Consider the following 23,154-nt stretch of genomic DNA (forward strand, 5'->3'; position numbering starts at 1 on the left):
ACTGTGAGGCCGGTATCCCCGGTTCAGGGGAGGGCCGCCGGGCGTGGCGAAAAGTCCGTCTGCAAAGAGATGGGGAGGCGATGCGGGACCCACCGCACCAGTCTTGCGAGGGTGCGAGGACGCTGGGCTGGTGCGGCCTTGGAGGTCCCGCATCGCACGGCCACCGGGACCGGGATGAGGTGGTGGCCGCACGATCACGACTAGACCTGCGCGGCCAGCCCTACGATCCCCCGTTCGGGGGAGAGGGGGCTAGCGCGCCAGCCGTTTCACCGGCTCATGCCGGTGGCAGCGGGGCTCGTGGTCATTGACCATGCCGACGGCCTGCATGAAGGCGTAGACGATCACCGGACCGACGAATTTGAAGCCGCGTTTCTTGAGGTCCTTCGACAGGGCCTCGCTCTCGGCGGTCTTCGTGGGCGTGTCCTTCAGCGACGGCCAGGCATTCTGGATCGGTGCGCCGCCGACAAAGCTCCACAAATGGTCCGAGAAATCGATGCCGCGCTCGCGCATGTCCAGCCAGGCCTGCGCATTGCCGATGGCGGCCTCGATCTTAGACTTCGAGCGGATAATGCCCGGATCGGCCAGCAGGCGCTCGCGGTCGGCATCGGTATAGCGGGCGATGATCTCGGGCTGGAAACCGTCGAAGGCGGCCCGCATCGTCTCGCGCTTGCGCAATATGGTGATCCAGGCGAGGCCGGCCTGGAACCCGTCCAGCATCAGCTTTTCCCACAGGGCCCGGCTGTCATACTCGGGCACACCCCATTCGGTGTCGTGGTACTCGGCATAGATCGGATCGTCGATATTCACCCATCCGCAGCGCTGGAGCATGGCCTGGCCTCGTTTTCGTGTCCGCCACACTCCACCCTGCCTGCGCCCGCCTGCCAAGCCAGGATGGCAGAGCGTGCTGACAGCGTCGTGGCAGGAGTGGCTCCAACCTCCCTCTCCCTTGGGAGAGGGATCGAGGGAGAAGGGGAAGGCGCGGCCGGAGCGCCGTACTTCCCGGGAAACCCAAAGCGTCATTTTTTCCCGGAAGCGCGAGAGCGCTGTCTTTTCCCGGAAGCGTGCAGCGCTGTCCGGGATCTACGGGAGACTCATCGCTTGGCATCGCGCTCTGTCGATCCCGGCTTCTTCAGCCCGCTTTCGCGGGCTTACGGCCGGGAAAAATGGTCCGGTTTGGCGGGCTTCCAGCCAGGAGACGCGCTCAGGTGTCGGGCGCTGAGGCGAGAACGGGTGCCGCTTCGTCGAAATCGCCGCGGATGTCGAACCACAGGTCTTTCCAGCCGGGGTTCATCGCCTCGATCAGATTGATCTTCCAGGCACGGCGCCAGCGCTTGAGGAGATATTCGCGCCGGGCGGCGGTCTCGAACCCCTCATGCCATTCGAACCAGACGAGCTGTTTGATCGCGTAGCGGCGCGTGTATCCGCGCATCGCACCGGTGCGATGCTGCCAGATGCGCCAGATCAGATTCGTCGTCCGTCCGACATAAAGCGCTCCGCGCGGCCGGCTCGCCATGATGTAGACGGCTTCGGGTGCATTGCTCATGAGTGCAATTATAGGTTTATAATCTTTTCGGTGCAACTCGTTCCTGAGCCGCTTTTGCGGGAGCGCTGTCCCGCTGTCCGGGGCCTGCGGGAGGTTCACCGCTCGAAATGATCTTCGGTCGGTCCCGGCGTCTTCAGCCCGCCTTTGCGGGCTTTCGGCCGGGAAAAATCCTGCGATTGGAGAAGAAAAAGCCTAAGGCAATTCCCGCAAGAAATTCTCCACCACTTTTTTCTCGCCGGCCTTGTCGAAGCGGACGGTGTATTTGGCGCCGTCGGCTTTCTTGACCGTGCCGTAGCCGAACTTGTCGTGGAAGACGCGGTCGCCCGATTTCCAGCGGCCGTTTGTGTCGCCGCTTTCGATCAGGGTGGCCTTGGCGTTGATGGTGGGCGGGGCCGAGCGGCGGCCTTCGGTCTGGCTGGCCTGGTAGCGCTTCCAGCCGGGGCTGGAATAGCTCGAGGCCATGGCGTCGGGCTGCTGGCGCACGCTTTCAAAGCCCGGACCGCCATCATAATAACCGGTCTCCGAGCGCGCCTCGACATGATCCATCGGCAATTCGTCGATGAAGCGGCTGGGGATCACCGTCTGCCAGCGGCCATAGATCATGCGGTTGGCGGTGAAGGTGATGATGGCGCGTTCGCGGGCGCGGGTGATGCCGACATAGGCCAGACGGCGTTCCTCCTCCAGCGAGCGCGTGCCGCCCTCGTCCAGCGAGCGCTGGGAGGGGAAGACGGTCTCTTCCCAGCCCGGCAGGAAGACGAGCGGGAATTCCAGCCCCTTGGCGCCGTGCAGCGTCATCAGCGAGACCTCGTCCTCGTCGGCGGCGCGGTCGGCGTCGGTCAGCAGGGCGACGTGTTCCAGATAGGCTTCCAGCGTGTCGTACTCGCCCATGGAGCGCACGAGTTCCTTGAGGTTCTCCAGCCGGCCGGCGGCCTGGGGCGTCTTGTCCTCGCGCCACATCGCCGTATAGCCGCTTTCGTCGAGCACGATCTCGGCCAGCTCGTCCAGCCGGCTCTGCCCGGCCTGGTCGCGCCAGCGTTCCACGTCGCGCAGGAAAACCTGCAGCGCGGTGCGGGCCTTGCCGCGGATCTCGTCCGTGCCGACCATGACGCGGGCGGCCTCGGTCATCGGCACGCCCATCTGGCGGGCGGTGACGGCGATCTTCTGCACGGTCGTGTCGCCGATGCCGCGCTTGGGCATATTGACGATGCGCTCGAAGGCGAGATCGTCCTCGGGCGAGCGCACCAGGCGCAGATAGGCGTGGGCATCGCGCACTTCGGCGCGCTCGAAGAAGCGCGGCCCGCCGATCACCTTGTAGGGCAGGCCCAGCATGATGAAACGGTCTTCAAAAGCGCGCATCTGCCAGGCGGCTCGCACCAGCACGGCGCTGCCGGAATAGGCGCGGCCCGAGGAGACCCAGTTCTCGATCTCCTCGGCGACATAGCGGGCCTCGGCCTCGCCGTCCCAGATGCCGCGCACGGCGACTTTCTCGCCGGCCTCGTCCTCGGTCCACAGCGTCTTGCCCAGGCGCGAGCGGTTGGCGGCGATCAGGCCCGAGGCGGCGCCCAGGATGTGGGCTGTGGAGCGGTAATTGCGCTCCAGGCGGATCACTTCGGCGCCGGGGAAGTCCTTTTCGAAACGCAGGATGTTGTCGACCTCGGCGCCGCGCCAGCCATAGATCGACTGGTCGTCATCGCCCACGCAGCAGATATTCCCCGTGCCCTGGGCCAGCAGCCGCAGCCAGAGATACTGGGCGACATTGGTATCCTGGTATTCGTCGACGAGGAGGTAGCGGAACTTGTCGTGATAGATCTTCAGGACATCCGGATTGTCCTTGAAGATGTGCAGCGTGTGCAGCAGGAGATCGCCGAAATCGCAGCAATTGAGCGTCTGCAACCGCTCCTGGTAGAGGGTGTAAAGACCCTGGCCGCGGCCTTCCGCGAAGGACCATTTGTCCTCTTCGCCCAGCTGCTCGGGCTTGAGGCCGCGGTTCTTCCAGCCGTCGATCAGGCTGGCCAGGTGACGCGGCGTCCAGCGCTTCTCGTCGATATTTTCCGCCTGGATGATCTGTTTGAGCAGGCGCAGCTGGTCGTCCGTATCCAGAATGGTGAAGCTGGATTTCAGGCCCGCCAGTTCGGCATGGCGGCGCAGGATCTGGGCCGAGACCGAGTGGAAAGTGCCCAGCCAGGGCACGCCCTCGACCGCCTCGCCGATGATCTGGCCGACACGCTCCTTCATCTCGCGCGCCGCCTTGTTGGTGAAGGTGACGGCGAGGATTTCCCACGGCCGGGCGCGGCCGGTGGCGAGGATGTGGGCAAGGCGGGTCGTCAGCACGCGCGTCTTGCCCGTGCCGGCCCCGGCCAGCACCAGCACCGGCCCGTCCAGCGCTTCCACCGCGGCGCGCTGCTGCTCGTTCAGCCCTTCAAGATAGGGCGTCGGCGGCGCCGGACGCGCCATGTCGGAAATGGAGAGGTTGGACATCGTGTCTTGGGTGCCGCCTTCGAGTCGCAATGACTGGTCAGTCTGGACCGATTGGCCCGCAATCCCAAGACCGGGATGTGCAATTGTTCGTATTTTGTTCGGGGTCTTTGTGCGCGCTGCGCGCTCTGCGGTGCTGCGCACCGCCCCCTCAGTCGGCTTTGCCGACAGCTCCCCCGCAAGCGGGGCGAGCCCTGTGCCAAGGCTTCCCCTGCGAAGCGGGGGAAGTGGCCGAACCCGGCCAGGGGCTGGGTGAGGTCGAAGGGGGTGAGTCGGCTCCTCGCTACCCCGCCATCTTCAGCGGCATGGTGGGAGCGTATTTCATGTCGATGCCCTTGATGTGGGCGGTCAGCCAGAGCTTGAGGAACATCAGGAAGCCGGACGGGACCTCGCCGCCATTGGCGCGGATCGTGCCGGCGTGGTCCGAGAACGTCTTCAAGAGGTCGGCATGGATCAGCTTGTGCGAGGCGAGGCCGGCGAAATTGACGCTGGCCATATAGGCTTCCTCGTCGCGGAAATGCTCGATCGTGACGCGGGCGAGCGCGTCGACGAGCGCGATCATGGACGCACCGGTCTCGCCGGTGGCAGCGCGATCGTGGATCGCGTTCATCAGGTCCAGAATCTGCTTGTGATCGTCATTCATCGACTCCACGCCCACATCGAGCGAGGCATCCCAGTTCATGATCGGCATGGTCGGTCTCCGGTGTCTGTCTTCGCCCGAGCTATGACCTGCCGGCGGCCAAGACACGGTTAACCCGGCGCGGCAAAACCGGCCGGATCCGTCAATATTATATGATGATGCGGGGTGGGCGGGCTCAGCCGAACAGGGCGTCGATACCGGCCTGGGCGGTCTCGTCGGCGAAGTCGTCCTCGCCTTCCTCACGGCCGTGGATCGTGCCGGAGGCCGCTGCGATCAGCGGCTTGATCTCTTCGGTCGCCAGGGATGCGACGGCCCGGCAGGTCGCCTCGTCGCTGCCCGCGCGCAGCCGGTCCTGGGCCTCGATCACGGCATTGTCGATCTGCAGGATCAGCGTCTCCAGATGCGCGCGCACGGCCCGCGGGGCCGCGGCATAGGCGAGGATGGCGAGGTCCTTGTCCTTGAAGGCGGACTGGCGGAAATGGCCGCAATAATCCAGCGGCTGCCAGTCCAGCACATCCCCGGCGCAATCGGGCATGTCCGGCAGCATTTCCATCAGCATCACCACCTCGTTGAAGTGGTTGAGATAGTCGGTCGCCAGACCGGTGACGGGATTGATATTGGCAGCGGCGAGCGCGTCCGCACCCAGCACGCCCGTGCCGAGGGCTGATTCGTCCTGCGTTGTCATATGCAGCCCGCCCAGTGTCATCCTGCCACCTTAGCGCGACATCCTTTCCAGAGCGCTAACCGGTTCGCGCGACAGGCGAAAACTGTCTTAACGGTGTTCTTCCTCGCTGATCTCGGCGAGGCGGCGGGCATAGGCGGCCTGGGCGTCGGCCTTGGCGATCCAGCCGATGATGGCCTGTTCTCCCGTGCGCTGGCGCACGGCAGCGCCATCGACCTGTTCGGCGTCCAGCACGCCCAGCGCCCGGCCCAGCGTGTCGTCCTCGAACACGCAGGTCTTGTCGGGGATTTCCGACTTGCCCCAGTCGTCCAGCGGCACCAGCACGTCGCGCACACGCACGGTCTGCAGCACCAGCCGGCTCGATCCGCCGGAGAGGTCATAGCCCTTGCGCTGGACCTGCAGCTGGAACAGCGAGCCGCCCAGCGCCGATTGCGACAGCACGGTCGCGAGCGAGACGGCCAGCAGTACCGCGACCGAGGCTTCATAGCTCGTGGTCAGTTCGAACACGATCAGCGTGGTCGAGAGCGGCGCGCCCAGCACGGCGCCGGAGACCGCGCCCATGCCGATCACCGCGAAGAAGGCCGGCCCCGCCGTGTGTTCGCCCAGTATCGCACTCAGTGCGATGCCGAAGGCCGCGCCCAGCATGGCGCCCAGATACATGGAGGGCGAGAATACGCCGCCGGCAAAACGGAAGCCGAGCGAGAGCACGGTCGCCAGCGTCTTCAGCACGATGAAGAGGATGAGCTGCTGGAAGGCGTATTCGCCGCGCAGGGCGTTGGAGGTGGCTTCATAGCCCACGCCGAGTATTTCCGGGGCGATGAGGGCGATGAGACCGATCAGAAGCCCGCCGGGAATGGGCAGCAGCCAGACCGGCAGATGCATGCGTTCCATCCACTGGCCCAGCCGGGCCGGCAGGAAGATGGCACCGCGATTGAACACGATGGCAAGCCCGGCCGCGGCAAAGCCGAGGGCAGCGGCGGCCGGGAAGTCCCACACGCTGGCCGCGGCCATCTCCGGCAGGCCGAAGACCGGGTCCTGGCCGAAATGATGCCGCACGATCAGCGCGCCGACGATGGAGGAGGAGGCGACCGGCGCAATGGTACGCAGGGCGTAATGGCCCAGCACGACCTCGAAGGCGAAGAGGGCGCCGGCGACCGGCGCGTTGAAACTGGCCGAGACCGCTGCCGCTGCGCCGCAGGCGAGCAGGATGCGGCTGCCGCGGGCGGGCATATCCAGCCATTTGCCGAATTGCGAGGCGAGGGTGGCGCCCAGATGCACGGCCGGGCCTTCGCGGCCCGCACTGGCGCCGCCGCCCAGCGAGATCGCCGACATGATGGCGGAATAGAGCCCCGATTTCAGGTCGATCCGTCCGGCATTCACGGCGCGCGCTTCCAGCACATCGGCGACGCCCTTGCCGCGTGTGTCCGGCGACAGGTTCCAGCGTTTGCCCAGCCACAGCATGGCCGCGATGACGCAGCCGGCGGCGAGCGGGATCAGGATGACGCGCCAGGCGGGCAGGTGGGAGGCGGCGGAGGCGAGATGGATTTCCGTGACGCCGAACGCGCCGCGCTCGACGGCGGAAATCCCCAGCCTCAGGGCGAGGGTGGCATAGCCGGCGACGAGGCCGACCCCGATGCCCAGCACCCACAGGGCCGGGCCCCGGCCGTCGCGGAAGGCCTTGGCGATCTGTCCCAGCCAGGATTGCCCATCTGAATCGCTCACATCTCCGGTTTCACTGCGGAATGCGCCAAGCGTCAAGCCGATCCGCGACGATGCTTGACATGAAACCAATCGGTTCCATATAAAAGAAACCAGATGGTTTCATATGGAGGCCCCGCATGGACAGACCGGATATCTTCAGGGCAATCGCCGACCCGACACGGCGGGAAATTCTCGCGCTTCTTTCCGAAGGCGCGATGACCGTCGGGGATGTGGCGGACCGGTTCGACATGACCCGCCCCGCCGTTGCCAAGCATCTCAAAGTGCTCAGCGATGGCGGGCTGATCAGCGTCGAGGCGCGCGGACGCGAGCGGTTCAACCGGCTCAACGCCGCGCCCCTGCGGCAGGTCGCCGACTGGGTCTCCCGCTTCGACGCCTTCTGGGACGACAAGCTGAACAAACTGAAACAAGAAGTGGAGAAAGAGCATGGCTGAGCCACGCATCGAGAAATCGCTGTTCCTCAAGGCGCCGCGCGAGCGCGTCTGGGACTTCCTCACCGGCCAGGACAATCTGGCGCGCTGGTTCCATCCCGTCGACCGGTCGCTGGACCGGCCCGGCCCCTACATGTTTCTCAAGAGCCTCGATGAACCCGAGCGGTGCATGTGGGGCGAGGTGGTCGAGGCCGAGGCGCCGGCCCGGCTGGTCTACACCTTCACCCATCAATGGCTGGGCGAACACGAGACACGGGTCGAATGGACGCTGAGCGAGGTCGCCTCGGGCACGCTGGTCAAGCTGGTGCATGACGGGTTCGAGGGTGCACCGGTCGATGTGTTCGAACAATTGTGCGGCCATGACGCCGGCTGGGACGAGCATTTCGTCAAGCTGCGGGTTCGCGTCACCGAACCGGCCATGGCCGGCTAGCCGCGCTGCTTGCCTCTCCCTGCGGGCACGCTAGGCTGCGGTGCCTGCAGGGGGAGAGCGGAATGTCCAGAACGATCTTGTTTGCGGCCGCGCTGCCCGTATCGCTGGCGGTCTCGCTGGCGGGCGGGGCAGCCGCCCAGTCGATCGACAGCGCCTATACGCACATCGACGAGACCTGCACCGAGCGGCAATTGCCCGACGAGCCCGGGGTCGAGATCCGGTGCGCCGGTCATGATGACTGGTCGTTTCAGATCGCGGCGGGCGAGCACGGGGCGGCGATCGCTTACGCCCGCGCCGGCGGGACGATGTCGGACTTCATCGCACCGCCCATGCGCGGCCTGTTCGGCGGTTTCAACGAAGTCGCCGAATGGCGGCTGCGCGATGGCGAGGCCTTCGCCACCATCCATCGCTATATCCACTACAATCCGCCGGAAATGCTGGAAGTGTCCGGCGGGCTGGAACAGCCCAACACGCTGATCGTCACCACGCTCGATCCGCGCGGTGCGGACACGGCCTGCGCCGTCGCTCATGTCGACGCCTCGGCGCTGCGCAATGCCAATCTCGTCGCCCGCGAGGCGGCCGACCGTCTGGCGCCGGGCTGGGATTGTTCGCAGGAACCAGTCCTCTTTGACGATACCAATCCGGACGTTGGAGCCTGGCTGGCGCGCAGCCACTAAATCCGACTAACGTCCGGCGCGCAGGCGTTCGAGCACCCAGACCCGCATGGACGAGGCCAGCGGATCCTCGCCGCGCGCTTCGTCGATCTCGGCGACCAGCCCGGCCAGCGAGCGGCCGTCCTCGGCAATGGCCCGGTCGATCTCCTCCCAGAATTCCGGTTCGAGCGACAGGCTGGTACGGTGACCGGCGAGGGAGAGCGAGCGTTTGACGAGCGGCATGCCCGGTTTGTCGCCCGGCGCGTGCGCGCTGGCAAGCGCGGGACGCCACAGAAGCGCCGCCCAGACCGCCGGCCCGGAAATCCCGTCGGCCGCCAGTCCGGTCTGCGCCTGGAACTGCCGGAGCGCGCGTTCTGTCGCGGGACCGAAATCGCCATCGATCCGCACATCGCATCCCGCCTGCCGCAGCGCATATTGCAGGCTGGCGACGGCCGGGCCGCGCGCGCCGCGCTGCAGCTCGGCCCGCGGCGCCGGGCTCCAGTCGAGATTGCGGTCCATCGCGGCGCGCACCCGGGTCAGCCGCGCGCGCCGGTCGGCAAGACCGTTGAGACCGCCATTGACGGCAAAGGTGACGGCAACGAGATCGTCGCGATCGGCATGGATGTTCAGCTGCCGGTCCTGCCAGTAGGCACAGGCCGTGCGCACAGCGATATCCGGATCCGCAGCGCGCCGGGGCTCTGCCTCCAGACCGATACCCAGCCGGCGGCCCGTTCGGCGATAATTGGTCCGTCCGGTCAGCTGGATCAGGCCGCGCCCCTTGTAGCGCACGCCGTCGCCGGGCCGGGTATTGCCCAGATCGGCCCGCCCCTCATAGGCGCGCCCGCTGGCATATTCGGTCAGGGTGGCGAAGCCGTCGCTCTCATGGGCGATCTGGGCGAGAAAATGCGCCTGCCGCAGGGGCGTATCGATCGCGGCCGCCGCCAGCGCGCCCGGCAGATGGGGCCGGATGGCGGCGATGATGGCGGCGCTTTGCGGGCGCGCTGACGCCACGGCGTCAAGGGCGGCGCGGTTGAGTTCTGGCATGTCCGTCTCCCGTTTCCATCCAGCCTAGGCCGGGCCAGAAGGGGCGGGGACAAGTTGCGCGCGGTAAAAACGATGCCATATCTGGCTGACGAGGGGAGATACGGAATGAAAAACTTCAGCGAGATCGAGGCGATGGCCCGGATGCATCATCCCGATCTGGACGCCCGTCTGGCGGCCCATGGCCACCTTCGCACCGCCCAGGAAATCGCGGATATCCCGGACGATCGCTGGCTTTCCACCATGACGCGCTGTGTCTTCCAGGCTGGTTTCGTGTGGAAGGTGATCGAGGCGAAATGGCCCGGTTTCGAGGCGGCCTTCGACGGGTTCGACCCGGTGACGGTCAGCTTCTATTCCGACGACGATGTGGCCCGGCTGGCCTCGGACGAACGCATTGTGCGCAACGGCCAGAAGATACTCGCCACCGTCCACAATGCCGGCTTCGTCGCCGACATTTCGAGAGAGCATGGCGGGTTCGGCCGCTTCATGGCGGACTGGCCGGCGAGCGATCAGGCCGGCCTGCTGGAGCTGCTGAAGAAACGCGGCTCGCGCCTTTCGGGCATGACGGCGCAGTATTTCCTGCGCTTTTCCGGCTGGGACGCCTGGATACTGTCGAAGGATGTCGGCGCGGCGCTGGTGAGGGAAGGCGTGGTCGACAAGCCGCCGACGTCGAAAGCGGCCATCGCAAGGGCTCAGGCGGCGATCACGGCCTGGTCGGACGAGAGCGGCAGGAGCCAGAGCGAGATCAGCCGCATTCTCGCGCTCTCGACCGGTTGATACCGTGTGCAGCAGCGTTAATTTCCTGATTACCGGATCGGGCAAACTTGTCGGGATCGATTTGGAGGCGTGACGCTACGCCTTGCAGGAGAAGCCGGAATGAACCGCTGGCACAAGCCGGTCGCCTTGTCGCGCTTCAACACGGAGATGGTCCCCGATGTACCGGGCGTCTATGTGCTGCTGCGGGACGAGCGGGACATTTCCTCGGTGTTGAAGATCGGTCCGGCCCGCTCGCTCCGCCGCGCCTTCGCCCGCGAGCTCGAACCCGCCGGTGAACGCCAGCCCGCAATCCCGACCGCGATGATGTTCCGTGAATCCCGCGCCGATGCGGAAGAGGCCCAGCGCCTGATCAACGAATACCGCCGCAAGCACGGCCGCGTGCCGGTACTGAACTCGCCGTTCTGAGATTTTCCTCCCCACGATGTGGGGAGGTGGATCGCCGCAAAGCGGCGAGACGGAGGGGCGCCGCGTAGCGGCGTTGTCTATGCGCTACACGTCACCGGCTCCCGGCGCTCCGCGCCGGCCCCTTCGACCCGATGCTGCGCATCGGCCCACTTCCCCACTGACGTGGGGAAGAAAGCGCTACTCCCCGTCGTCCAGCCTGTGACCGTCCAGCGTCTTCGCCGTCATCTCCGCCCGCGCTTTCGCCAGGTCCGAGACCGCTTTCGGCGTGCCGTGCTTCACACGGTTTGCCTCGGCGGCCGCGGCCTTGTCCTCGCGCTGTTTGCGCTTGCGATACTGGCGGAGATTGACGGGCTTGGTCATGGCATATTTTGTGTCTTGAGTTATTGTGAGCACATTATGTTGACATTCGGCTCAATTGTTCTCATTATGTTCTGTGTGGATGTAGGAGGCACTCATGGCAGATCAAAAACACATTGTAGACGCCCGCGCTGACAGTGAAGGCGACATCACTCATGTGCGGTTCGAGGGAAACCAGAACTTTACCAGCGTTGAACGGGCTATGAAGATGGCCGATCAGGGCAAGATCGACAATGCGCATACAGTTCGGCGCACGGGCGCCAAACCTCATTTGCGTTCCAACCCTGATGGGCGCCGCTCGAACAACCTGGACGATCTAGCGGGAGACCGCTGATCAGTCCTTCGGCCCCAGCATGTTTTCCGGGCGCACGATGGCGTCGAACTGTTCTTCCGTCACGAAGCCCAGCTTGACGGCTTCCTCGCGCAGCGTGGTGCCGTTCTTGTGGGCGGTCTTGGCGACGATGGTGGCGTTGTCATAGCCGATGGTCGAGTTGAGCGCGGTAACCAGCATCAGCGAGCGCTCCATCAGTGCCCGGATATTGTCCTCGCGGGCCTGGATGCCGACAACGCACTTGTCGGTGAAGGTGTTGGCGGCGTCGGCCAGCAGGCGGATCGACTGCAGCACATTGTAGATGATGACCGGCTTGAACACGTTCAGCTCGAAATGGCCTTGGCTGCCGGCAAAGCTGACCGTCGTGTTATTGCCCATCACCTGGGCGCAGACCATGGTCATCGCCTCGCACTGGGTCGGGTTCACCTTGCCCGGCATGATCGACGAGCCCGGCTCGTTCTCCGGCAGGGCGATCTCGCCCAGGCCCGAGCGCGGGCCGGAGCCCAGGAAGCGGATGTCGTTGGCGATCTTGAACAGGGAGACGGCGACCGAGTTGAGGGCGCCATGGGCCTCGACCAGCGCGTCCTTGGTGGCCAGCGCCTCGAACTTGTTCGGCGCAGTGACGAATTTCAGCTTGGTGAAGGCCGCGACCTCGTCGGCGAAGGCTTCGGCGAAGCCCTTCTTGGTATTGAGGCCGGTGCCGACGGCCGTGCCGCCCTGGGCAAGTTCGAGCAGGGCCGGCAGCGTCGCTTCCACGCGGCGGATCGAGTTCTTCACCATCGCGACATAGCCGGAGAATTCCTGGCCCAGGGTCAGCGGCGTGGCGTCCTGGGTGTGGGTGCGGCCGATCTTGATGATGTCCCTGAACTGGTTCGACTTGTCGTTGAGCGCGTTGTGCAGCGTCTGCAGGGCGGGCACGAGACTGTGCACCATCTCCTCGGCGGCGGCGATATGCATCGCCGTCGGGAAGGTGTCGTTCGAGCTCTGCGAGCGGTTGACGTGATCGTTCGGATGGATCGGATCCTTCGACCCCACCGTACCGCCCAGGATCTGGATGGCGCGGTTCGAGACGACCTCATTCGTGTTCATGTTCGACTGGGTGCCCGAGCCGGTCTGCCAGACGGACAAGGGGAAATGGTCGTCCAGCTTGCCTTCGGCGACTTCCAGCGCCGCCTGCGCAATGGCGTCGGCCAGCTCCGGTTCGATATTGTCCAGGCGCTTGTTGGCGAGGGCGGCCGAGCGCTTGACGATGCCCAGCGCGCGGATCAGCGGTTTGGGCATGGTTTCCGTGCCGATCGGGAAGTTGATCAGCGAACGCGCGGTCTGGGCGCCGAAGAGTTTTGTCGACGGGACTTCCAGGGGGCCGAAGCTGTCGGTCTCGGTACGCATCTCGCTCATCAGGGGAGGCTCCTTGCAGGCCGCATTGTGCGGGAGGAATATGGCTGTGATCCGGGGGAACGTGTATCACCGGCAGATGAACGATCAAGATAGCGATGCGCAAGGCCGCAGATCGGGTGCCCGCGGGGGGCAGGTGCAAAACTGGGTCGGTAGAGGGAAGGTTCAGGCATCGATGTCTGGCGATGAGCTCAATCTGCGCGTGGACGCACTGACCACGCAGTCGCGGCGTTTCAAGGCGCTGATCGGGGAGTTCTTCCGCCTCGAATTCAAGCGCGCGCGCCCGAAATGGGGGCCCTATGAGGTCGTGATCGAGATCCAGCGTACGCCCGACAGCCCCACACACGATGTCGACAATGTCGCCAAGGCGGTGCTGGACGCGCTGACCGGCGTGGTCTTCCACGATGACAGCCAGGTCGAACGCCTGCTGGTCACCAAGACCGAAGGCGAGCGCCCCCGTATCTGCGTCACTGCCCGTCCGATGAAGGATGTGAAAGTGCTCGAAGACGCGTAGGCGGGGCTCCTGCTTCTCCCTGACCGGGGAGAAAGGGTGCTGAAGCCACCCCCGCCCTAAACACCACGCCGCTTTTCCCGGCCGCACGCCCGGCGAAGGCCGGGCGGAGTGCCGGGATCCACCGGAAGCTCATCGCTTGAGTTGATCTCCGGTCGGTCCCGGATCTGCGGCCTGCCTGCGCAGGCCTCCGTCCGGGAAAAATGAGAGCGTTGGAAAAGAAAGTGAGAGTGCCCCTACAAGCACCGTCACCCTGACGAAAGTCAGGGCCCAGTTCATAAAGCTGGGTGCCCGCGATCTCGCACTTATCCCGCACATCGCCATTACGCAGACCGAGCCCGCCTGGCGAAAATATCCCTTTACGATCTGGGTCCTGACTTTCGTCAGGATGACGGTGCGTGGGGCGGATATTGGAAATTTATCCCCGTCCGCTCCAGCGCCCCTATACTCGCAGACGGTTTCCGGGATGGGAGGCATGAGCTCAGTCCCTTGTGCCCGGGAGCGTGCGGAGCTCGTCCGCGCCTGGTGGGTGACAGCATCAGGCTCCGGCGTGGCCATCTGCGGGGACACCGGCACAAAGCTCGACCGGAGCGTGCCTGCAGGTTTCGAGACGGGGCCCGCAAGGGACCCGGGTAAATCTCCGCGTGCGGGATGCCTCGGGCATCACCACCAAACCTTCAAATCCGGACACGATGTCCGCCGTGCATCCCGCACCCCTCTCATCGCTCCAGGGCGCAAGCTCGTGGAGGGTTTCATGCTGACACGCCTTTCCTCCCCATTTTATGGGGAGGTGGATCGCCGCAAGGCGGCGAGACGGAGGGGCGCCGCGTCAGCGGCGTTATGCTTGAGACAGGCTCCACCGCCCCCGGCGCTTCGCGCCGGCCCCTTCGACCCGCGGCTAACGCCGCGGCCCACTTCCCCACGATGTGGGGAAGAAAGAGAGTGTGGCGCTTTCCCCGGATTTATTCCGGGGTCTGGCGGCGTTTCAGAAAGAGGCTCAGCCGGACCTCGGCACAAGGCCGGGGGAAGTGGGGCGTGATGGGAAAGGGGAAACGCCGGAACTTACCCGGCCGCCTTGACGCGCCGGACCTGGCAGGTGGCGCTCGAGCGGGCGGCGATTTCGCCGGAGGGGGTCCAGATCGTGCCTTCCATGAAAGCCACCCGGCCGCCGATTTTCGTGGCGACACCGCGGGCCCGGCAGGGTTCGACGGGCAGGGGCGCAAAGAAGCTGGTCTTGATCTCCAGCGTCGGTACGCCGCACATGAAACGCTCGGACACCAGGACAGCCAGCGACATCACCTCGTCGAGCATGGCGGTGACGATGCCGCCCTGCACCGAATTGCGCAGATTGGCGAGTTGCTGCGTGGGATGGAAATCAGCCTCCAGCCAGCGCTCCTCGATCGAGAAATCGGCCAGCTGGAAGCCCAGCAGCTTGGAGGCATAGGGGTGATTGGCGCGCTGGCCGAGATAATTGCGGATCTGGTCCGCCGTCATCGGCTCGCGCGGCGTTCCGGCCAGATCCGGGGCGACCAGGTCGGGACCGGACATCACTTCTTGCGGAAGCTGTCCAGCGAGACGACTTCGGCGCCATCGCCGCCAGGGGCTTTCTTGTCGCTCTTGCCTGCCTTGCCGCCGGCGGCCGTCTTCGGCTTTTCGGGCGGGGGTGTATCGATCTCGTCCTCGGCCGGGTCCTGCTCGAACTGCAGGTGGAAACCGACGCTGGGATCGTGGAAGCGCGAAATCGCCGAATAGGGCATTTTCAGGTATTTCGGTACGCCGGAGAATTTCAGCGTCACCTCGAAACCCGTCTCGGTGACGTCGAGATCCCAGAACTGGTGTTCCAGCACGATCGTCATCTCTTCGGGATATTTTTCCAGCAGCGTCGGGTCGATATCGACACCCGGCGCCTGGGTGCGGAAGGTGATGTAGAAATGATGTTGTCCGGGCAGCCCGCCGGGGCCGGCCGCTTTCAGCAGAGCCTGACGGACCACGCCGCGAAGCGCGTCCTGCGCCATCAAGTCATAGCGCATCAGGTCCTTGGCCATGTCGATCTCCCCCGATCTCCCTGTAGAAAAAAGGGTACCCCAAGCCCGGGGCAGGTCAACGGATATCAACGGCTGGACTGCAGATGGGGCCGCGGCGTGGTGAAGGATGGCCTAACCCGCCTGCAGGCGCCGTGTGTGAAGTCTGTATGAGGATAAGTGGAGGCTTCTGTTGCCAGGCGCCTCCGGACCCCGCCTGGACCGGCTAAAGGGTCCAGGACTTTAAAGCGAGATTACCCGCGCTGACTACGCAGCGAGAGCGACCTCTTCAGCAAAGTTGTCGTTGGCAACTTTCATAAGCGAGCCTGTAACGGGCCTCACCCGGGCGAAAGCAATCCCCTTTACCCGTCCGTCGATCCTGTTTCGGCCCCATGCCAGCCCGGCCACTTGCTGAAGGTGGTGCAGGGAAGGATATGGTGGAGCCGCCGGGTACTGCCCCCGGGTCCGGTCCGGTTATTACGAGCGCGTTTATCGCCATAGTCGGCAAGCCGACACCGGGGAATATAGGCAGGAAATGTGGCGAGTTGAAGGGGCGGGTGCGGTTGCGGCAGGTATCATGCGGTGCGTCCGGCCGGCGCGGCCGGCATTCGATACCTTTGGAGCGGTCTGCCGCGCTTGGTCCGTGCCACGCGGAAGGCCCGCGATCACCGTCTCGATGGCAGCCGTGGCGGTCGCGGGTTTCACCGGCGTCGCGCCCCGCATGGGGAAGCATCTTTTAGCCCGCGAATGCAGAAACAAGCCGAACGCGTCAGCCGTGATCGTTCAGGGCGTCGTCCAGCAGTTTTTTCCAATGCTCGCCAAGCCAGATGGCGCCATTGGCATCATTGTCGGCCATGGACAGCGCAGACTGGATCGCGGGGCCGATGAGGCCTTCCCCGATCGCCGTCACGGCAAGATTATAGGTGATCAGCTGGGCCAGCCTCTGCGCGGTTTCTCCAGGCAGGTGCCGGGACATGTGGTCTGCCACGACGGCGGTCATGGCCGGCAGAGGCGCGGCGAAGTCATCCATGTCGCCGAGTTCGGTCGAAAGCGCGATCCAGCCGATGAGTTTGGCGTATCTTTCCGTTCGCAGGATTGAATGGATCCGGACCATGACGTTCTGTGCGAATATCAGGGGGGTGTTGTCGGCCTCTTCTGCCAGCGCGGCAAGCAGATCCCTGTGAAGCTCACCAAGCACGCGATCGGCAAGCGCACGCTTGATCTCCAGCACACCGCCGAAATGATGATAGACGTTGGATACAGCCAAATTCGCCTGATTTGCGAGAGACTGGAATTTCAGTTCTGACGGTCCGTATTTCAGGATCAGTATTTCTGCGGCCTGGAGGATTTCCTCCCGTGCTTCCTCCGGGGTGCGGCGCCTGCGTTTCGGTTTTGTCACATCTGCTCCCCGGTCCTGGCCTGCATTGAAGGCGCGTGAAGATGCAGAACGCGCATTGATCCAGGCCGAGTACGCTATTCCAATTCGAGAGCCAAGGCATTCTCGGCGGCCCGCATTCTCGCCCTGTTGTCGCGGTCCCAGGGATGGAAGCCGGGTCGGAAATAGGCCGCCCATTTGAGCATCATTTTACGGAAAAGACCCGGATTGCCCCACAACAGCCAGTTCAGCCGTAGCCAGGACGCGGCCGATCCGCCCCGCCCCGCATCGGCGAGCAGGACTGAGAACAGCCTTTTCATGTGAGCCAGAAAAAGGACGGTGACGATGGTCATCGTGCGGACGCGGACCCAGTAGGCCCGTCCGTTGGTGACCTCCTGGAACACATCGAATGCGACACCCTTGTGTTCCGCTTCCTCGATGGCGTGCCAGAGCCAGATATTCCGGTATTCCGTTCTGGCCTCTTTGAGAAGATCGGGATTGCAGAGCAACTCGTCGGCCAGAATGGCCGTAAAATGCTCGAGCGCACAGGTCGCGGCGAGCTGTTCGAGGTCCGAATACCTGTGCTGTGCCCATTCAAAGCGTTCCTGCGTCTCCCGCTGCAGCATTGCGGCCCGGCACCCTTGTGTTTCCATTTGCTGGTTGTAGCGCACATGTTCGCGCGTATGCATGGCCTCCTGTGCCATGAAGGCGCCTACCTGGGAGTCGAGCGGTTCGCCCGAAATACGGGGCCGGAAGCGTTTCACGCTTGAGATAAAAAAGCGCTCTCCAGCCGGAAATGTCATCGAGAGTGCGTTGAATATCAGCGATTTCAACGTGTCTCCGCCAAGCCAGTCGCGCTCCTGGACATCGGAGAACGCAAAGTGCCGGTCACGGGGGGTGATGCGGATCGATCGGGAAATGTCTCTGGATTTCATGTGCCTGAGCCTTGTTTCGGGTCCGCGGGTAGCGGCCGACGCAGTCATCATAGAATTATAGAAAATATTTTCAATATATCTTGTCGAAAATATTTTCGGCAGTAAGCTCGGCCTCTCATCCGAATTGGGAAAGGACATTTCGATGAAGAGGTATCTGGTATCCGGTGTGTGTCTGGGTGCGGTGCTGACAGCACCGGTCAACGCCTGGCAGTCTGGCTTCGAGGGGCGCCCCTATCTGGAAGTTGGCCCGACGCTTCTGCTGACGGAACTGGAAGGCGAAATCGACGATCTCCTGCTGGAGGACAATGTCAGCCTGAATGCAGTTTCCTTGCGGGGTGGAGTGGGTATTTCGGAATATCTTGCGATCGAGGCTGATATCGCAATCGGCGCGTCCGGTGAGACTCTCGACGAGACCGTGTCGGTTTACGGAATCGAGGGGGAGTTCAACGGCGATGTGGACGTCAACTACATCGCCGGTGTCTATGTGCGCGGTCACGTTCCGGTGACAGATGACGGTCGCCTGAGGCTGTTTGCCCGGGCCGGATTTGTGACGAGCGAGATTCAGGCCGGCGGAACCGTTACGGCAGAGCTGGACGAAGCCCCGACCTTCACGTTTTTCGACACCGAATTCACCCTGCCCGGATCCTATTCCGCAACCGGGACCTACACGGCAGAGCGAAGCGGCCTGGTCGGTGGCGGCGGTGTGGAATACCAGCTGAACCACGCCTTCTTCATTCGCGGTGAAGCCACCTATTTCGGCCTGGAGGACGCCCCGACCGTGGCCGGGACGCTGACCGTCGGCCATCGCTTCTAGCGCGTTGCATCACGACACAATAACCCCTCAGGAGACGATCATGACAAACATGCGCATGGCGTGCGCCATGGCGATCGTGCTGACGCTGGCGTCTGTTGCCGGCGTTGCGGCGCAAACCGGCGATGCGACGGGTCCGCGCCTGTCGGTCCGCACAACATTCATTGCGTCGGAAGGCTATGTATACGGGTTTCCCCTCCTTCTCATGGACGAAACCCGGCGTGCCGCGACCGAGATACCCTATGTCTGCGGTCTGGGTGGTCCGGAGAATGCTTTCACGCATTTGCTCGATCCGCCGGGGCCTGACTTCAGGGCCGTCGTCAGGCCGAATGTCGATACGCTCTATTCGTCCGCTTTTCTCGATCTGTCAGCTGACGCGATGGTGCTGGACGTGCCGGAAGTGCAGGACCGCTTCTACCTGATGGCAATGCTCGATGCCTGGACGAATAATTTCGCCGGACCGGGCAGCCAGATGAATGGCGGCGAAGCGACACGCTATCTCATCACCGGGCCCGACTGGGCGGGAGACGTTCCCGCCGGTATGCAGCACATCGAAGCCCCGACCGATATGGTCTGGATCATCGGGCGTACCGAATTGAAGGGACCGGACGATCTTGAAGCGGCCAATCGGGTTCAGCAATCGTTCAGGCTGAGGCCGTTGAACGGGCCGGAGCCGGTCCGTTCCGAGGAAGCCTGCCAGCCGATCCTGGACAGGGTGTCTCCCGAGGACACGATACGCGCGCTCTCGGGGGCCGAATTCTTCCAGCGGCTGGATGCGCTGATCGCGCGCTACCCGCCTCCGGCGGCGGACACAGGCAAGCTCGAGACGCTCGGCCAGATCAATGTCGGCCCCTACGCCAATGGCAGGATTGACGATCTGTCCGAAAACAACCTCGAAGCTCTGGATCGTGGCGTCGAGCGCGGGCAAAGCGCGATGGATGCAGGATTTTCCTTCGCCAGCCGCGGGACATGGACGCCGGACCCCGAGCGTGTGCCTCTGGGCGATTACGGCGATCAATTCCTGGTCCGCGGTATCGTATCGCAAATCGGGTTTGGCGCGAACCGCAATGAATTTGCCGTCTACCAGAATGCAAGACGTACAGCGCGGGGCGGTGCGCTGGACGGCCGTGAAGGCGTCTATCGGCTCGTCTTCGACAACGGAAATACGCCGCCCGTGGGGGCGTTCTGGTCAGTGACTGTGTATGACGGTGAGGGCTTTCTGGTTGCGAACGCCCTGGACCGGTATGCCCTTGGAAGCAATTCCGATCTCCAGGCCGATGCGAACGGCGATGTGGTCATCACTTTCGCGAGGGAAAGGCCCGACGATGTTCCTGTCGAGAACTGGCTGCCGGTACCGGACGGGCCGTTCGAAGTGACCTTGCGAATGTACTGGCCGAACGACGCTATTCTGGACGGTCGATGGTCCGCGCCGGCGATTTCCCGCCAGTGAGGATTTCCTGCCAGTGAGGCGGTGACATGCCCCTGGCGCTGCAACGCGGCGGGAAAACCCCCGGTGATCGATCCGATCACCGGGGCCGTTCCGGTCAAAGCACTGCAAACTACATGCAGAAGACATTGAGCTTGTTGCCGTCCGGGTCGCGGAAATAGCCGGCATAGAAGCCGCTTTCGCCGCGCGGGCCGGCCGGGCCCTCGTCCTGGGCACCGAGCTCGATCGCCAGCTTGTAGACCTTGTCGACCTGGGCGCGGTCCTTGGCCTGGAAGGCGGCCATGACGCCGTTTCCGACCGTGGCCGTATTGCCGTCGAACGGCTTGGTCAGCGCAATGCCGCAACCGCCATCGGCCGTGCCCCAGGCGATGAAAGTGTCTTCCTCCATGAAGCGGCCGGCGCCGAATTCGGCGCAGAGCTTGTCATAGAAGGCGGCGGCGCGGGGCAGGTCATTTGTCCCCAGTGTAACATAACCCAACATGTCGATGGTCCTCCATTACGGGGGTTGTTCCCCGATTGTTCCGCCCGGCAGGCTATCGCAACACGGTGCCTTGGCAAGCCGGAAACGGCAGGCTGCGGGATTACTCCTGCCAGTACGGTGTCCGGAGCGCCGGCCAGCCGGTTCAGCCGGCCGCATGCTGGTTCTGGTAGCGGGTTGCGAGTTCGACGATGACGGTGGTGGCAATGTGGGCCGCTGCGCCCACCGTCCACCAGATCGACGCCCACAGCATGACGGAGGTGCCGGTGCCGATATTGATCCCGGTGAAAATGATCATGCCGAGCACATAGCTGGCCAGGTGGATCCACAGGGAGAGCCGCAAGCCGGCCGTCACCCTGGCGTTCTTGGTCCGTATCGTGCGGGCCGCTTCCTCTTCCGGATCGACGCACAGCGCCAGGGCATCGACCTGGAAGGCCGCGGCCAGGGCGGTGAGGGAATCGCGGGATGCCTGCTCGCCATTCTCGATCCGCTGCACGGTGCGAAGTCCGATCCCGGCCAGTTCGGCCAGATGTTCCTGCGACCAGTGCCGCTCTTCGCGCCAGCGCTTGATCTTTGCTGCGTCTGCCTTGAAAGCCATGTCATTCTCCTTGAGACCTGTTGTAATCGGATGAGCGGGATTGACCAGAGCGGCGGCCAAAGCGCCACGCCTGCCTTGTGTCACGGCCCCGCCAGATGCCCGCCACCGGCCCGCCAGTTGCGCGCTGCAGGGCGTACGGGGCCGGCGGGCACCGAAGCGGCGGGAAGTCTTGAGGCTTGGCCGGTTATCCCCGGCGCGTCGCTGCAGGCAGGCTCACGGCAGTGCCTCAAGCGGTTAGACTTGGGGGGATCGAATCAGTCGAGTTGCGCGGATCGCAGGAGGAATTCATGGCGGACCTGGCCTTTGCGGATAGCCGGCCGGAAGCGGCGGGTGCGGGCAGCCTGCCCGGCTCGGCCGCGGAGCGCGCCTACCTCGATCTTCTGCGCGATATCCTGGAAACGGGCGCCGAGCAGAATGACCGGACCGGTGTCGGCACGCGCTCGGTCTTCGGTCGCCAGCTGCGCTGCGACCTGTCGGAAGGCTTTCCGTTGCTGACGACCAAGAAGGTGCATTTCAAGTCGATCGCGATCGAGCTGCTCTGGTTCCTGCGCGGCGAGACGAATGTGCGCTGGCTGCAGGAGCGCGGCGTGACGATCTGGGACGAGTGGGCCGACGAGAACGGCGATCTCGGACCGGTCTACGGCAAGCAGTGGCGCCGCTGGGAAGGCCCGGACGGCACTGAAATCGACCAGTTGTCCAATATCCTCGAACAGATCCGCAACAATCCGTCCTCGCGCCGGCTGATCGTGTCGGGCTGGAATCCGGCCGATGTGCCCAACATGGCGCTGCCGCCCTGCCACACGCTCTACCAGTTCAATGTCGCCAACGGGAAACTCTCCTGCCAGCTCTACCAGCGCTCGGCCGACATGTTCCTGGGCGTGCCGTTCAACATCGCCTCCTATGCGCTGCTGACTGCCATGGTGGCGCAGGTCTGCGGGCTGGAGCCGGGCGAGTACATTCACACATTCGGCGACGCCCACATCTATTCCAATCACATGGACCAGGTGGAGGAACAGTTGTCGCGCACGCCGCGTCCGCTGCCGCGCCTGTCGCTCAATCCGGAGGCAAAGGACCTGTTCGCCTTCGAATACGACGACATCACCCTGGAGGGTTATGACCCGCACCCGCGCATCGCTGCGCCGGTCGCGGTCTAGGGGGGGGCGGGATGTCCGGTCCGCTGACCGATCTGGGCGCGCAGATCGCACAGGTCTGCGACATCTATGCGCGAAATTACGGTATCGACCGGTCGGGCGACTGGTATCTGCTCAAGCTGCAGGAAGAGATGGGCGAGCTGACCCAGGCCTATCTCGACGCGACCGGCCGTTCACGCCGCCCGGCCGACGAGGAGGCCCGTACGGCACTGCGCCGGGAAATGGCCGATGCGCTGGGCATGCTGCTCCTGCTGGCGCGCTCCGAAGGCGTCGACCTGGACGCGGCGGTGCAGGAAAAATGGCTCAGCTGGCTCGACAAGCCGGTGTCGGCATGACCGGCACGATCGTCCCGAAAGTCTGCCTGGTCGCGGCGCGCGGCCGCAATGGGGTGATCGGTGCCGATGGCGATCTGCCCTGGCGCCTGTCGTCCGACATGAAGCTGTTCCGCGACACGACGCGCGGCAAGCCGGTGATCATGGGACGCAAGACGTGGGAGAGCCTGCCGCGGCGGCCGCTGCCAGGGCGCCTCAACATCGTGATCACTCGCCAGTCCGGCTATCAGGCCGAAGGCGCCACGGTGGCCGGCAATTTCGGCGATGCGCTGGCTGCGGCGTTTGCAAAGGCCAATGAGGATGGTGTCGACGAGGTGTGCGTCATCGGCGGCGCGCAGATCTACACCGCCGCGCTGGAACGGGCCGGCCGGTTGTATCTGACCGATGTGGATGCGGCGCCGGACGGCGATACCCGCTTCCCCGATGTCGACGAAACCGCCTGGACAGAGGTCCGCCGCGAGGCCCATCCGGCGGGCGAGGGGGATGACCATGCCTTCGTCTTCCGGCGTCTCGATCGCATCTGATACGCGCGGAAATGAGGGACGCTGCGTCTGCGTGTCCCGCTTGCCCGCTCTTGAACCCCGGCGCGCATGCGTTCATGTAGGGCACAAGACTA

27 protein-coding genes and 1 other RNA gene are annotated in these 23,154 nt (G+C 64.4%); 12 read left to right on the forward strand and 16 right to left on the reverse strand.

The genetic code is table 11. The features are described 5' to 3' along the window. Positions 1–249: 249 nt before the first annotated feature. The 6 genes from PKE71_RS04665 to PKE71_RS04690 form a co-directional block, all read right to left on the reverse strand. Entirely contained in the window at positions 250–828 is a 579-nt protein-coding gene (locus tag PKE71_RS04665; protein WP_271185798.1) for a DNA-3-methyladenine glycosylase I, read from the reverse strand. Positions 829–1,201: 373 nt separating this feature from the next. Beyond that, complete coding sequence (locus tag PKE71_RS04670; protein WP_271185799.1) at positions 1,202–1,543, reverse strand: GIY-YIG nuclease family protein; 342 nt, start codon at positions 1,541–1,543, stop codon at positions 1,202–1,204. A 192-nt stretch (positions 1,544–1,735) separates the two neighbouring features. After that, positions 1,736–4,021 (reverse strand): ATP-dependent helicase, encoded by a 2,286-nt coding sequence (locus PKE71_RS04675; protein ID WP_271185800.1) that lies wholly within the window; start codon positions 4,019–4,021, stop codon positions 1,736–1,738. A gap of 280 nt (positions 4,022–4,301) precedes the next feature. Further along, positions 4,302–4,709 carry a bacteriohemerythrin gene (locus PKE71_RS04680; protein WP_271185801.1) on the reverse strand — a complete coding sequence of 136 codons (408 nt, stop codon included), beginning with the start codon at positions 4,707–4,709 and terminating at the stop codon, positions 4,302–4,304. A gap of 124 nt (positions 4,710–4,833) precedes the next feature. After that, positions 4,834–5,343 (reverse strand): hypothetical protein, encoded by a 510-nt coding sequence (locus PKE71_RS04685; RefSeq protein ID WP_271185802.1) that lies wholly within the window; start codon positions 5,341–5,343, stop codon positions 4,834–4,836. Between the two features lie 87 nt (positions 5,344–5,430). After that, a complete protein-coding gene (locus PKE71_RS04690) occupies positions 5,431–7,062 on the reverse strand; it encodes a chloride channel protein (RefSeq protein ID WP_271185803.1) in 1,632 nt (543 codons plus the stop codon). A gap of 116 nt (positions 7,063–7,178) precedes the next feature. On the opposite strand from PKE71_RS04690, the gene PKE71_RS04695 reads away from it, so the two are divergent. From PKE71_RS04695 to PKE71_RS04705, 3 genes are all read left to right on the forward strand, one after another. Continuing rightward, entirely contained in the window at positions 7,179–7,493 is a 315-nt protein-coding gene (locus PKE71_RS04695) for an ArsR/SmtB family transcription factor (protein ID WP_271185804.1), read from the forward strand. Continuing rightward, a complete protein-coding gene (locus tag PKE71_RS04700; protein WP_271185805.1) occupies positions 7,486–7,920 on the forward strand; it encodes an SRPBCC family protein in 435 nt (144 codons plus the stop codon). The genes PKE71_RS04695 and PKE71_RS04700 overlap by 8 nt, the downstream gene beginning before the upstream one ends. Before the next feature lie 62 nt (positions 7,921–7,982). Further along, on the forward strand, positions 7,983–8,597 hold the full coding sequence (locus PKE71_RS04705) for a hypothetical protein (RefSeq protein WP_271185806.1): 615 nt from the start codon (positions 7,983–7,985) through the stop codon (positions 8,595–8,597). Positions 8,598–8,603: 6 nt separating this feature from the next. On the opposite strand, the gene PKE71_RS04710 is transcribed toward PKE71_RS04705, so the two are convergent. Then, entirely contained in the window at positions 8,604–9,617 is a 1,014-nt protein-coding gene (locus tag PKE71_RS04710; RefSeq protein WP_271185807.1) for a ribbon-helix-helix domain-containing protein, read from the reverse strand. A 105-nt stretch (positions 9,618–9,722) separates the two neighbouring features. On the opposite strand from PKE71_RS04710, the gene PKE71_RS04715 reads away from it, so the two are divergent. Together PKE71_RS04715 and PKE71_RS04720 are read left to right on the forward strand one after the other, a co-directional pair. Next, complete coding sequence (locus tag PKE71_RS04715; protein WP_271185808.1) at positions 9,723–10,391, forward strand: DNA-3-methyladenine glycosylase I; 669 nt, start codon at positions 9,723–9,725, stop codon at positions 10,389–10,391. Between the two features lie 99 nt (positions 10,392–10,490). Beyond that, positions 10,491–10,796, forward strand: coding sequence for a hypothetical protein (locus PKE71_RS04720; RefSeq protein ID WP_271185809.1), 306 nt, complete (start codon positions 10,491–10,493; stop codon positions 10,794–10,796). A 177-nt stretch (positions 10,797–10,973) separates the two neighbouring features. Here PKE71_RS04720 and PKE71_RS04725 read toward each other — a convergent pair whose 3' ends face one another. Continuing rightward, positions 10,974–11,156 (reverse strand): DUF4169 family protein, encoded by a 183-nt coding sequence (locus PKE71_RS04725; protein WP_271185810.1) that lies wholly within the window; start codon positions 11,154–11,156, stop codon positions 10,974–10,976. Positions 11,157–11,250: 94 nt separating this feature from the next. Here PKE71_RS04725 and PKE71_RS04730 point away from each other — a divergent pair, with 94 nt between their 5' ends. Further along, positions 11,251–11,487, forward strand: coding sequence for a DUF3892 domain-containing protein (locus PKE71_RS04730; RefSeq protein ID WP_271185811.1), 237 nt, complete (start codon positions 11,251–11,253; stop codon positions 11,485–11,487). Here the strand turns inward: PKE71_RS04730 and fumC are convergent, their stop codons facing one another. Next, on the reverse strand, positions 11,488–12,882 hold the full coding sequence (gene fumC, locus PKE71_RS04735) for a class II fumarate hydratase (RefSeq protein WP_271185812.1): 1,395 nt from the start codon (positions 12,880–12,882) through the stop codon (positions 11,488–11,490). 172 nt (positions 12,883–13,054) lie between these two features. On the opposite strand from fumC, the gene PKE71_RS04740 reads away from it, so the two are divergent. After that, complete coding sequence (locus PKE71_RS04740) at positions 13,055–13,393, forward strand: RusA family crossover junction endodeoxyribonuclease (protein WP_271185813.1); 339 nt, start codon at positions 13,055–13,057, stop codon at positions 13,391–13,393. Between the two features lie 1,059 nt (positions 13,394–14,452). On the opposite strand, the gene PKE71_RS04745 is transcribed toward PKE71_RS04740, so the two are convergent. The 5 genes from PKE71_RS04745 to PKE71_RS04765 all read right to left on the reverse strand — a co-directional run bounded on the left by PKE71_RS04745 (position 14,453) and on the right by PKE71_RS04765 (position 17,721). Then, a complete protein-coding gene (locus tag PKE71_RS04745; protein WP_271185814.1) occupies positions 14,453–14,938 on the reverse strand; it encodes a PaaI family thioesterase in 486 nt (161 codons plus the stop codon). Then, on the reverse strand, positions 14,938–15,435 hold the full coding sequence (locus PKE71_RS04750; RefSeq protein ID WP_271185815.1) for an SspB family protein: 498 nt from the start codon (positions 15,433–15,435) through the stop codon (positions 14,938–14,940). The genes PKE71_RS04745 and PKE71_RS04750 overlap by 1 nt, the downstream gene beginning before the upstream one ends. 155 nt (positions 15,436–15,590) lie before the next feature. After that, positions 15,591–15,965: a transfer-messenger RNA gene (ssrA, locus tag PKE71_RS04755) on the reverse strand. Between the two features lie 215 nt (positions 15,966–16,180). Further along, positions 16,181–16,984 (reverse strand): TetR/AcrR family transcriptional regulator, encoded by an 804-nt coding sequence (locus tag PKE71_RS04760; RefSeq protein ID WP_271185816.1) that lies wholly within the window; start codon positions 16,982–16,984, stop codon positions 16,181–16,183. Continuing rightward, positions 16,885–17,721 (reverse strand): metal-dependent hydrolase, encoded by an 837-nt coding sequence (locus tag PKE71_RS04765; protein ID WP_271185817.1) that lies wholly within the window; start codon positions 17,719–17,721, stop codon positions 16,885–16,887. The genes PKE71_RS04760 and PKE71_RS04765 overlap by 100 nt, the downstream gene beginning before the upstream one ends. 142 nt (positions 17,722–17,863) lie before the next feature. On the opposite strand from PKE71_RS04765, the gene PKE71_RS04770 reads away from it, so the two are divergent. Both PKE71_RS04770 and PKE71_RS04775 read left to right on the forward strand, forming a co-directional pair. After that, entirely contained in the window at positions 17,864–18,535 is a 672-nt protein-coding gene (locus PKE71_RS04770; RefSeq protein WP_271185818.1) for an outer membrane protein, read from the forward strand. A gap of 40 nt (positions 18,536–18,575) precedes the next feature. Beyond that, positions 18,576–19,982 carry a DUF1254 domain-containing protein gene (locus tag PKE71_RS04775; protein ID WP_271185819.1) on the forward strand — a complete coding sequence of 469 codons (1,407 nt, stop codon included), beginning with the start codon at positions 18,576–18,578 and terminating at the stop codon, positions 19,980–19,982. 109 nt (positions 19,983–20,091) lie between these two features. Here the strand turns inward: PKE71_RS04775 and PKE71_RS04780 are convergent, their stop codons facing one another. Beyond that, the gene (locus tag PKE71_RS04780) at positions 20,092–20,460 is read right to left on the reverse strand and encodes a VOC family protein (RefSeq protein WP_271185820.1); all 369 of its coding nucleotides are present in this window, start codon (positions 20,458–20,460) and stop codon (positions 20,092–20,094) included. Between the two features lie 142 nt (positions 20,461–20,602). Next, positions 20,603–21,055 (reverse strand): helix-turn-helix domain-containing protein, encoded by a 453-nt coding sequence (locus tag PKE71_RS04785; protein ID WP_271185821.1) that lies wholly within the window; start codon positions 21,053–21,055, stop codon positions 20,603–20,605. Positions 21,056–21,342: 287 nt separating this feature from the next. Between PKE71_RS04785 and PKE71_RS04790 the strand changes: the two genes are divergently transcribed. From PKE71_RS04790 to PKE71_RS04800, 3 genes are read left to right on the forward strand one after another with little or no spacing between them, the layout of a single operon-like run. Continuing rightward, positions 21,343–22,209 carry a thymidylate synthase gene (locus PKE71_RS04790; protein WP_271185822.1) on the forward strand — a complete coding sequence of 289 codons (867 nt, stop codon included), beginning with the start codon at positions 21,343–21,345 and terminating at the stop codon, positions 22,207–22,209. Between the two features lie 11 nt (positions 22,210–22,220). Further along, positions 22,221–22,541, forward strand: a complete 321-nt coding sequence (locus PKE71_RS04795; protein WP_271185823.1) for a nucleoside triphosphate pyrophosphohydrolase family protein — start codon at positions 22,221–22,223, stop codon at positions 22,539–22,541. Continuing rightward, positions 22,505–23,062, forward strand: coding sequence for a dihydrofolate reductase (locus PKE71_RS04800; RefSeq protein WP_271185824.1), 558 nt, complete (start codon positions 22,505–22,507; stop codon positions 23,060–23,062). The genes PKE71_RS04795 and PKE71_RS04800 overlap by 37 nt, the downstream gene beginning before the upstream one ends. The last annotated feature ends 92 nt before the right edge of the window (positions 23,063–23,154 follow it).

Source organism: Maricaulis virginensis (assembly GCF_027922185.1).
Classification (GTDB): Bacteria; Pseudomonadota; Alphaproteobacteria; order Caulobacterales; family Maricaulaceae; genus Maricaulis; species Maricaulis virginensis.

Bases quoted from the DNA above. Each gene is read 5' to 3' on its own strand.
- PKE71_RS04750 (WP_271185815.1), bottom strand. From the start codon at position 15,435: ATGGCCAAGGACCTGATGCGCTATGACTTGATGGCGCAGGACGCGCTT.
- PKE71_RS04705 (WP_271185806.1), top strand. From the start codon at position 7,983: ATGTCCAGAACGATCTTGTTTGCGGCCGCGCTGCCCGTATCGCTGGCG.
- PKE71_RS04800 (WP_271185824.1), top strand. From the start codon at position 22,505: ATGGCTCAGCTGGCTCGACAAGCCGGTGTCGGCATGACCGGCACGATC.
- PKE71_RS04675 (WP_271185800.1), bottom strand. From the start codon at position 4,021: ATGTCCAACCTCTCCATTTCCGACATGGCGCGTCCGGCGCCGCCGACG.
- PKE71_RS04770 (WP_271185818.1), top strand. From the start codon at position 17,864: ATGAAGAGGTATCTGGTATCCGGTGTGTGTCTGGGTGCGGTGCTGACA.
- PKE71_RS04790 (WP_271185822.1), top strand. From the start codon at position 21,343: ATGGCGGACCTGGCCTTTGCGGATAGCCGGCCGGAAGCGGCGGGTGCG.
- PKE71_RS04780 (WP_271185820.1), bottom strand. From the start codon at position 20,460: ATGTTGGGTTATGTTACACTGGGGACAAATGACCTGCCCCGCGCCGCC.
- fumC (WP_271185812.1), bottom strand. From the start codon at position 12,882: ATGAGCGAGATGCGTACCGAGACCGACAGCTTCGGCCCCCTGGAAGTC.
- PKE71_RS04665 (WP_271185798.1), bottom strand. From the start codon at position 828: ATGCTCCAGCGCTGCGGATGGGTGAATATCGACGATCCGATCTATGCC.
- PKE71_RS04680 (WP_271185801.1), bottom strand. From the start codon at position 4,709: ATGCCGATCATGAACTGGGATGCCTCGCTCGATGTGGGCGTGGAGTCG.
- PKE71_RS04720 (WP_271185809.1), top strand. From the start codon at position 10,491: ATGAACCGCTGGCACAAGCCGGTCGCCTTGTCGCGCTTCAACACGGAG.
- PKE71_RS04745 (WP_271185814.1), bottom strand. From the start codon at position 14,938: ATGTCCGGTCCCGACCTGGTCGCCCCGGATCTGGCCGGAACGCCGCGC.
- PKE71_RS04760 (WP_271185816.1), bottom strand. From the start codon at position 16,984: ATGGGCGGCCTATTTCCGACCCGGCTTCCATCCCTGGGACCGCGACAA.
- PKE71_RS04710 (WP_271185807.1), bottom strand. From the start codon at position 9,617: ATGCCAGAACTCAACCGCGCCGCCCTTGACGCCGTGGCGTCAGCGCGC.
- PKE71_RS04695 (WP_271185804.1), top strand. From the start codon at position 7,179: ATGGACAGACCGGATATCTTCAGGGCAATCGCCGACCCGACACGGCGG.
- PKE71_RS04740 (WP_271185813.1), top strand. From the start codon at position 13,055: ATGTCTGGCGATGAGCTCAATCTGCGCGTGGACGCACTGACCACGCAG.
- PKE71_RS04715 (WP_271185808.1), top strand. From the start codon at position 9,723: ATGAAAAACTTCAGCGAGATCGAGGCGATGGCCCGGATGCATCATCCC.
- PKE71_RS04700 (WP_271185805.1), top strand. From the start codon at position 7,486: ATGGCTGAGCCACGCATCGAGAAATCGCTGTTCCTCAAGGCGCCGCGC.
- PKE71_RS04775 (WP_271185819.1), top strand. From the start codon at position 18,576: ATGACAAACATGCGCATGGCGTGCGCCATGGCGATCGTGCTGACGCTG.
- PKE71_RS04670 (WP_271185799.1), bottom strand. From the start codon at position 1,543: ATGAGCAATGCACCCGAAGCCGTCTACATCATGGCGAGCCGGCCGCGC.
- PKE71_RS04725 (WP_271185810.1), bottom strand. From the start codon at position 11,156: ATGACCAAGCCCGTCAATCTCCGCCAGTATCGCAAGCGCAAACAGCGC.
- PKE71_RS04765 (WP_271185817.1), bottom strand. From the start codon at position 17,721: ATGAAATCCAGAGACATTTCCCGATCGATCCGCATCACCCCCCGTGAC.
- PKE71_RS04795 (WP_271185823.1), top strand. From the start codon at position 22,221: ATGTCCGGTCCGCTGACCGATCTGGGCGCGCAGATCGCACAGGTCTGC.
- PKE71_RS04685 (WP_271185802.1), bottom strand. From the start codon at position 5,343: ATGACAACGCAGGACGAATCAGCCCTCGGCACGGGCGTGCTGGGTGCG.
- PKE71_RS04785 (WP_271185821.1), bottom strand. From the start codon at position 21,055: ATGGCTTTCAAGGCAGACGCAGCAAAGATCAAGCGCTGGCGCGAAGAG.
- PKE71_RS04730 (WP_271185811.1), top strand. From the start codon at position 11,251: ATGGCAGATCAAAAACACATTGTAGACGCCCGCGCTGACAGTGAAGGC.